General features: G+C 60.7%; 5 protein-coding genes. 2 read left to right on the forward strand and 3 right to left on the reverse strand.

Annotated elements, in window-relative coordinates:
• Positions 1 to 567, forward strand: a 567-nt coding sequence (locus tag ACH2EH_RS03660) for a formate--tetrahydrofolate ligase (RefSeq protein WP_395139071.1), incomplete at its 5' end; no start/stop codon positions are given.
• 181 nt (positions 568 to 748) lie between these two features.
• Here the strand turns inward: ACH2EH_RS03660 and ACH2EH_RS03665 are convergent.
• Positions 749 to 1,927 carry a hypothetical protein gene (locus tag ACH2EH_RS03665; RefSeq protein WP_395139073.1) on the reverse strand — a complete coding sequence of 393 codons (1,179 nt, stop codon included), beginning with the start codon at positions 1,925 to 1,927 and terminating at the stop codon, positions 749 to 751.
• An 83-nt stretch (positions 1,928 to 2,010) separates the two neighbouring features.
• Between ACH2EH_RS03665 and ACH2EH_RS03670 the strand changes: the two genes are divergently transcribed.
• A complete protein-coding gene (locus tag ACH2EH_RS03670; protein ID WP_395139075.1) occupies positions 2,011 to 3,420 on the forward strand; it encodes a serine hydrolase in 1,410 nt (469 codons plus the stop codon).
• On the opposite strand, the gene ACH2EH_RS03675 is transcribed toward ACH2EH_RS03670, so the two are convergent.
• Both ACH2EH_RS03675 and ACH2EH_RS03680 read right to left on the reverse strand, forming a co-directional pair.
• Positions 3,410 to 4,852: a DUF1501 domain-containing protein gene (locus ACH2EH_RS03675; protein WP_395139077.1), complete on the reverse strand. Its 1,443-nt coding sequence runs from the start codon at positions 4,850 to 4,852 to the stop codon at positions 3,410 to 3,412. The genes ACH2EH_RS03670 and ACH2EH_RS03675 overlap by 11 nt on opposite strands.
• Before the next feature lie 172 nt (positions 4,853 to 5,024).
• Positions 5,025 to 6,185 (reverse strand): DUF1553 domain-containing protein (locus ACH2EH_RS03680; RefSeq protein WP_395139079.1); only part of this gene is annotated, 1,161 nt, incomplete at its 5' end.

Below are 6,185 nucleotides of genomic sequence, written 5' to 3' on the forward strand. Positions count from 1 at the left end.
AAGTTTGGGCTCCCCGTTGTCGTTGCGATCAATAGATTCCCGACGGACACCGTGGCGGAGGAAGAAGCACTCGCGCGGCTCTGCGAGGCGCATGGCCTCAAAGTTGCGTTGTCGGATGTCTATGGCGCAGGGGGCGAGGGCGGCGAGGCGCTGGCGAGGCTGGTAAGCGAGACACTGGCGAGCGAGAAAGCAAATTTCGCGCCGCTCTACCCCGATGCGCTGCCCCTGCGCAAGAAGATCGAGACGGTCGCAAGAGAAATTTACCGCGCCGACGGTGTGGAGTTTCTCCCGGCGGCAAAGACCCGGCTGGGCTATCTCACGAGGCGTGGCTTTGGGAACCTGCCGGTCTGCATTGCCAAGACTCAGTACTCGTTCAGCGACGATCCCACCAAGCTCGCGGCCCCAACGGGGCACACGCTCACGATTCGTGATGCCAAGCTCTCGGCGGGCGCAGGCTTTGTGGTGGTCTATGCCGGAGCACTACTCACCATGCCTGGCCTGCCCAAGCGCCCCGCCGCACTGGACATGCACCTCTCCGATACGGGAGAGATTTCGGGGGTCATGTGATGCGCCACACACTATTAATCGCCACCGGAGATATCAAAATGGCCCGGGCAGGTTATCCTGCCCGGGCCGCTTTTTTCTCTCTCGTCACACCAAACATAACGAGAAATCTCTTCGTTTATTTCTCTAGGCAAGTGCCGTGCCAGAAATCTCTAAAAACCTAAAAAAACAAAAACACGTATAGTCACGGCCAGGTGAGGGCGGGCACACCACTTAGAAGCGCTTCCCCATCACTCGCAATAATCTGGCTCCCATCCGCGAGGCGCAGCAGATGTAGCCGGGTGCCGTCGGTGATGAGGTCGGCTTTGAAGGTCTCGCCCGTGAAGCGGTAGCGGCGCAGCCCGGCGGCAGGATCGGCGAAGCGCTCGATTGTCACTTCGTCGGGGAGGCCATCGTGCATTAACATCAAGACGCCGGAGTGCTGCTCCCCCACTGTCGAGAACGCTTTCTCCCAGAGCGCTGTGGCAAAGAGCTGGGCAGGAAAGAGCGGCAGATCCTCTTCCTCAGGCAAAACGGTCCGTGAGATCTGTGGCGCATCCAGAGTCCAGCTCAAGCCCTCCGGCTCGATCAGCCCCACAAAAGGCTTACCAGGAAAATCGTTCTCGATACGCAGCGGCTTGCCGCTCTTATCCGTGAGCACACTCCCCGGAACACTGTGCCCGTCTACCAGTGCCTTGATCTGGTAGCCCGTGTCGGTTGGCTCCGCACGCAGAGCGTAGCCAGGCTGGCGGTAGGTGATGGTCAGAACCCCCTCGGCATTTTTGGTCAGAAGCGAGGCGGCGCGCAGCGGTGCGCTCACAAAAGGCGGGTCGGCACGAAGAAGCTCCCCCGACGGCCCCAGGTAGAGCGTACTGCGCTGTGTCTTCCCATTGAGCCAGAGCTTAATGCTCGCACGGTAGCGGCGGGCAAGCACCCGCTTGCTCCCTACCAAAACCAACTCTGTCCCATAAGCCGTCAGATCTACCCGATCCAGCCCGGGCCGCTCACTCGCGTAGCCGAGCTGCCAGAAGCGCAGCGGCTTGCCCGCCTGCTCGGCGATCCGCTTGCCTAAAAAGAGGCGCAGATCATGAAATGTCAGCAGGGGCGCATCGAGCGGCAAGGCGCCGCCCCGAGGCCGTTGGAGCAGCCAGCCACCTTTAGTGGGCAGCGCCTCCCAGCGCGAGAGTTTCCCCACCACGGTCGCGGTCGCGCCACTCACCGCGTAGGGCCGGAACACCGAGCGTGTGTCGTCGGACTCCACCAGCACCGCTCCCTCAGGTGTCATCGGCAGGGTTAGACGGGCAGTGGTACGCGTCCCATCCGCCAAGCTGAGTCGGTAGGAGATGGGATCGGCAAACAAAAGACAGAGAAACGCAGCCAACATACCCTCCGCTTCGACAGAGCAAGGGCTTTTTCCTGCCTACAAACACCCACTCACTTGGACAAATCCACAGGTACAATGCCCCCATGAACACCACTCGTCTTGATGCTATTGTGACACACGCCATGAAAATTGTTGGAGCGCCCGGAGCCGCCATTGCGGTGGTCACCCCTGAAGGAAGCTATGTGCAGGGCTACGGCGTGAAGAAACTCGGTGGGGACGAGACAGTGTCGCCGGAGACGCTGTTCCCCATCGCGAGTGTCACCAAAGCCTTTACCGCCACAGCGTGTGCATGTTTAGTGGACGACGGAAAACTGGCGTGGGATGATCCCGTGCGCAAGCACCTGCCCGGATTCCGATTACTCGACCCCGCCGCCGACGCCAACCTAACGATTCGGGATCTCCTCTGCCACCGAACCGGCCTGCCGCGCCACGACTCCCTCTGGTACCGCACGCACTTACAGCGCGGCGAGATTCTGGCCCGCATGGCCTTTCTCAAGCCCACGGCGAGCTATCGAGGGCTCTACCAGTACAGCAATCTGTGCTTTGCCGCAGCCGGGGAAGCGGCGGCAGCGGCGGCGGGTATGCCCTACGAGGCGTATCTCAAGACGCGCTTGCTGGAGCCGCTCGGCCTGCACTCGGTGACATTTTCGGGGCCGGGTCTCGTGCCGACGGAGAACCATGCCTGGCCACACCAGCGTAAAAAAGGCAAAGTCGCGCCACTGGACGCGCCGCTGGACTTCTTTAATGTCGGCCCGGCGGGCTGTATCAATGCCAATGTCGCGGAGCTCGAAAACTGGCTAAAATTCCAGCTCTCCGGTGGCGGCGCGGGCACGCCCGTGAGTCAGAAAAGCCTCGCGGAGACCCATACCCCGCAGATGATTGTCCCCTTCGATGACCTCACGCGCGCGTTCTATCCCGACCGGATGCACCAGACCTACACCCTAGGCTGGAGCCGCTACGACTGGCAGGGGCACCTCGTGCTCTCCCACGGCGGCGCGATAGACGGATTCCGCAGCCACTTGGTAATCTGTCCGCGTGAGGGGGTTGCCTTCGTGGTGCTCACGAACATGGCCAGCTACCTGCCCGAGATCGTCCGTAACAGCCTGTTGGATCTTCTGCTGGGCGTGAAAGGTGGGAAGAACTGGCACCGTGTCTTTCAGCTTCAAGCAAAGAAAGACACCGATAAAGTGCGTACTGATAAGAAAGCCAGGGCCGAGAAGCGGCATAAAAACACCAAGCCCTCACTAAGTTTGGCGAGCTATACGGGCACCTATACTGATCCGGGTTATGGAACGGCGACCGTGCGGGAAGAGGGTGGCAAACTCTATCTCACCTGGGAAGCCTTCGACACGCCCCTCAAGCACTGGCACCACGATACCTTTGTTACTGACACCGAGCAGCCCGGCTTTGCAAGTCTGGACATTGTCTTCACGCTTAAGGCCGATGGCAGCGTGGCCGGGCTGACACTCTGGGAGCAGAGCTTTATGCGATGATCTCCTTGATGGGCTCGACGTGCTCCACACCGACGAGCTTCTGGTCTAAGCCGCCGTAGAAATAGCTTAGCTTGTTGGGTTCGAGGCCCATGAGCTGAAGCGCCGTGGCGTGCAAGCTCTTCACATGAAACGGGCTGTCCACAGCGCGACTGCCCAGCTCATCCGTGGAGCCAATACTCACGCCCCCCTTAATTCCGCCGCCTGCCATCCACATGGTGAAGCCGTAGGCATTGTGGTCACGCCCCGTGCCCGCCGCGTACTCCGCGACCGGCTGACGGCCAAACTCCCCGCCCCAGATAATCAGCGTGGAGTCCAGCAAGCCGCGCTGCTTGAGATCCTGGATCAGCGCCGCGATGGGCTTGTCGGTGCGGCCTGCGTGCAGGTTGTGGTTGAAGACCAGGTCACCGTGGGCGTCCCAGTTGGCGTCGTTGTGGCTCCCGCCGGAGTACACTTGAATAAAGCGCACGCCTTTCTCGACCAAGCGCCGCGTCAGGATCATCTTGCGTGCGAAGTCCGCCGTCTTGGGATCGTCGAGGCCGTAGAGCTTCTTGATGTGCTCGGGCTCACTGTCCACATCCACGGCCTCGGGCGCGTGTGCCTGCATCTTGTAGGCGAGCTCGTAGCTGGCGATACGTGCCGCCAGATTGGAGTTGTCAGCGCGGGGCTTCTGGTGCTCCTGGTTGTACTCCTGAAGCGAGTCGAGGAGCTGCCGCTGGGCCTCTTTGGAGAGTTCTTGAGGACGGGCAAGATCCAGAATTGGGGTGCCTGCGGGGCGCAGCACGGTTCCCTGGTAGGTGGCGGGCATGTAGCCGCTACTCCAGTTCTTCGCGCCCGAGATCGGGCCGCCGGACTGATCGAGCATCACGACGAAGCCGGGCAGGTTCTCATTGACCGACCCGAGGCCGTAGTTCACCCAGGAGCCAATGCAGGGCGAACCGGAGAGGATTTTCCCGGAGTTCATCTGGAGCATCGCCGAGCCGTGGATGGGCGAGTCCGCCGTCATGGAGTGGATAAACGCCATGTCGTCCACTTGCTGCCCGAGATTGGGGAAGAGGTCGGAGATAAACTTGCCAGACTTGCCGTACTGCTTGAACTTCCACTTGGGCTCGATAATGCGCCCCTGATTGCGCTTCCCCCCTCGCCCAAAAGTCTTGACTTCGATGGTCTGGTTATCGCGCCCGTACATCGTGGGCTTGTAGTCGAACGTGTCTATGTGGCTGGGGCCGCCGTACATGAACAGAAAGATCACGGACTTGGCCTTGGCGGGGAACATCGGAGGCTTAGGCGCGAGGGGATTGCCAATACTGCCTTGCGCATGGGCTTCTTTGAAGAACCCATCTTTGGTGAGCAGGCCGGTCATGGCGAGGCCGGTGAACTTGGCTCCGGCCTCCCAGAGAAACTCTCGTCGTGTTCGCTTGCAAAAATTTTCCATTGTTTTTATTCTCCGCTCCGCTGTCGGATCCATCCGGCTCCGTTCGTTCCGTACCCACCCGGCTCTTCGTTCGTTCCTCACTTCAAGCCACCCTCCCTCAGGGCAGGGAGGGTAGAAAACCCCCTCCTGCCTCCCCCTTCCTTCGTAGAGGGAAGGGGGCCGGGGGATGGGTTCAGTCCAGATACATAAACTCGTTGAGGTTGAGCGTGAGCAGGCAGAAAGTGGCTTTTGCTTGCTCGATTGACATTTTCTGGCTCTCTAGCGTCTTCATCAGCTTGAGGCCGCGAGCTATCTCGGCGGGAGTGGCAGGGCGCTGGAGTGCGAGCGTGAGGCCACGGGCGATAAATTTGTCAAGATTACCGCCGCTTTCTTTCTCCAGGCGCGTGGCTAGAATCTTTGCTTGATCGTGGAAGAACTTCCCGTTGAGCGTGGTAAGTGCCTGGGTAGGCTGCGTGCTTGAGAAGCGGGTGGGCGTGGTGCGGTCTGTCTCTGCTGCGTCGAAGCCATCCATCAGCGGAAAGATCAGCGAGCGCTTCACAAAGATATAGACACTGCGCCGGGCTTTGTCCTCGGGCGTCATCCGATCGGGGTACCAGTCCTTGCCGGGCACGGACTGGCCCTGCAGCACCTCTGCGGGAATATCGGGGTAGACAGACGGCCCGTAGAGCTTAGGATTCAGGTTGCCACAGACCGCGAGCACGGAGTCGCGCAGTTCCTCGGCGGTTAAGCGGCGCATGTCCGTGCGCCAGAAGAGATTGTTCTGCGGGTCGGCTTTGAGCGCCGTGGGATTACTCCGTGAGCGTTGCTTGTAGGTATTGCTCATCAGGATCAGCTTGTGGAGCTTCTTGACCGACCAGCCTAGCTCATGGGTAAATTTGGAGGCCAGATAGTCGAGCAGCTCCGGGTGCGTCGGCTCGTCGCCCGCGAGGCCGAAGTTACTTGAGGAGCGGACGATCCCGCGCCCAAAATGCCCCTGCCAGATCCGATTGGCCATCACGCGGCCCGTGAGCTTATTGTCCGGACTTGCGATCCAGTTGGCGAGTGTCAGGCGGCGGCCTGAGCTGCTCTCGCTCAGCTCCGCAGGAGGGAAGCTCGGTCGCCCACCTTTGATCGGTTCGCCCGTGGAGGGAACGACAGTAACCCGCTCGGCGGGGAGCTTTGCGTCGCCACCACCCAGAATCTCCGGCCAGCCGGGCACGACTTTATCCGCCGGAGCCGCCGCCGAGCCACGGAGCAAGACAAAGGTCTCGATGGGCTGGTTCAGCTCCGTGATACACAGCGCACGGTCTACCGAAACGGGCTGGTTTTTAAGATCCTCTAGCTGCTTTTTGAG

Origin of the sequence: Armatimonas sp., assembly GCF_043760365.1 — a bacterium.
Lineage (GTDB): Bacteria > Armatimonadota > Armatimonadia > Armatimonadales > Armatimonadaceae > Armatimonas.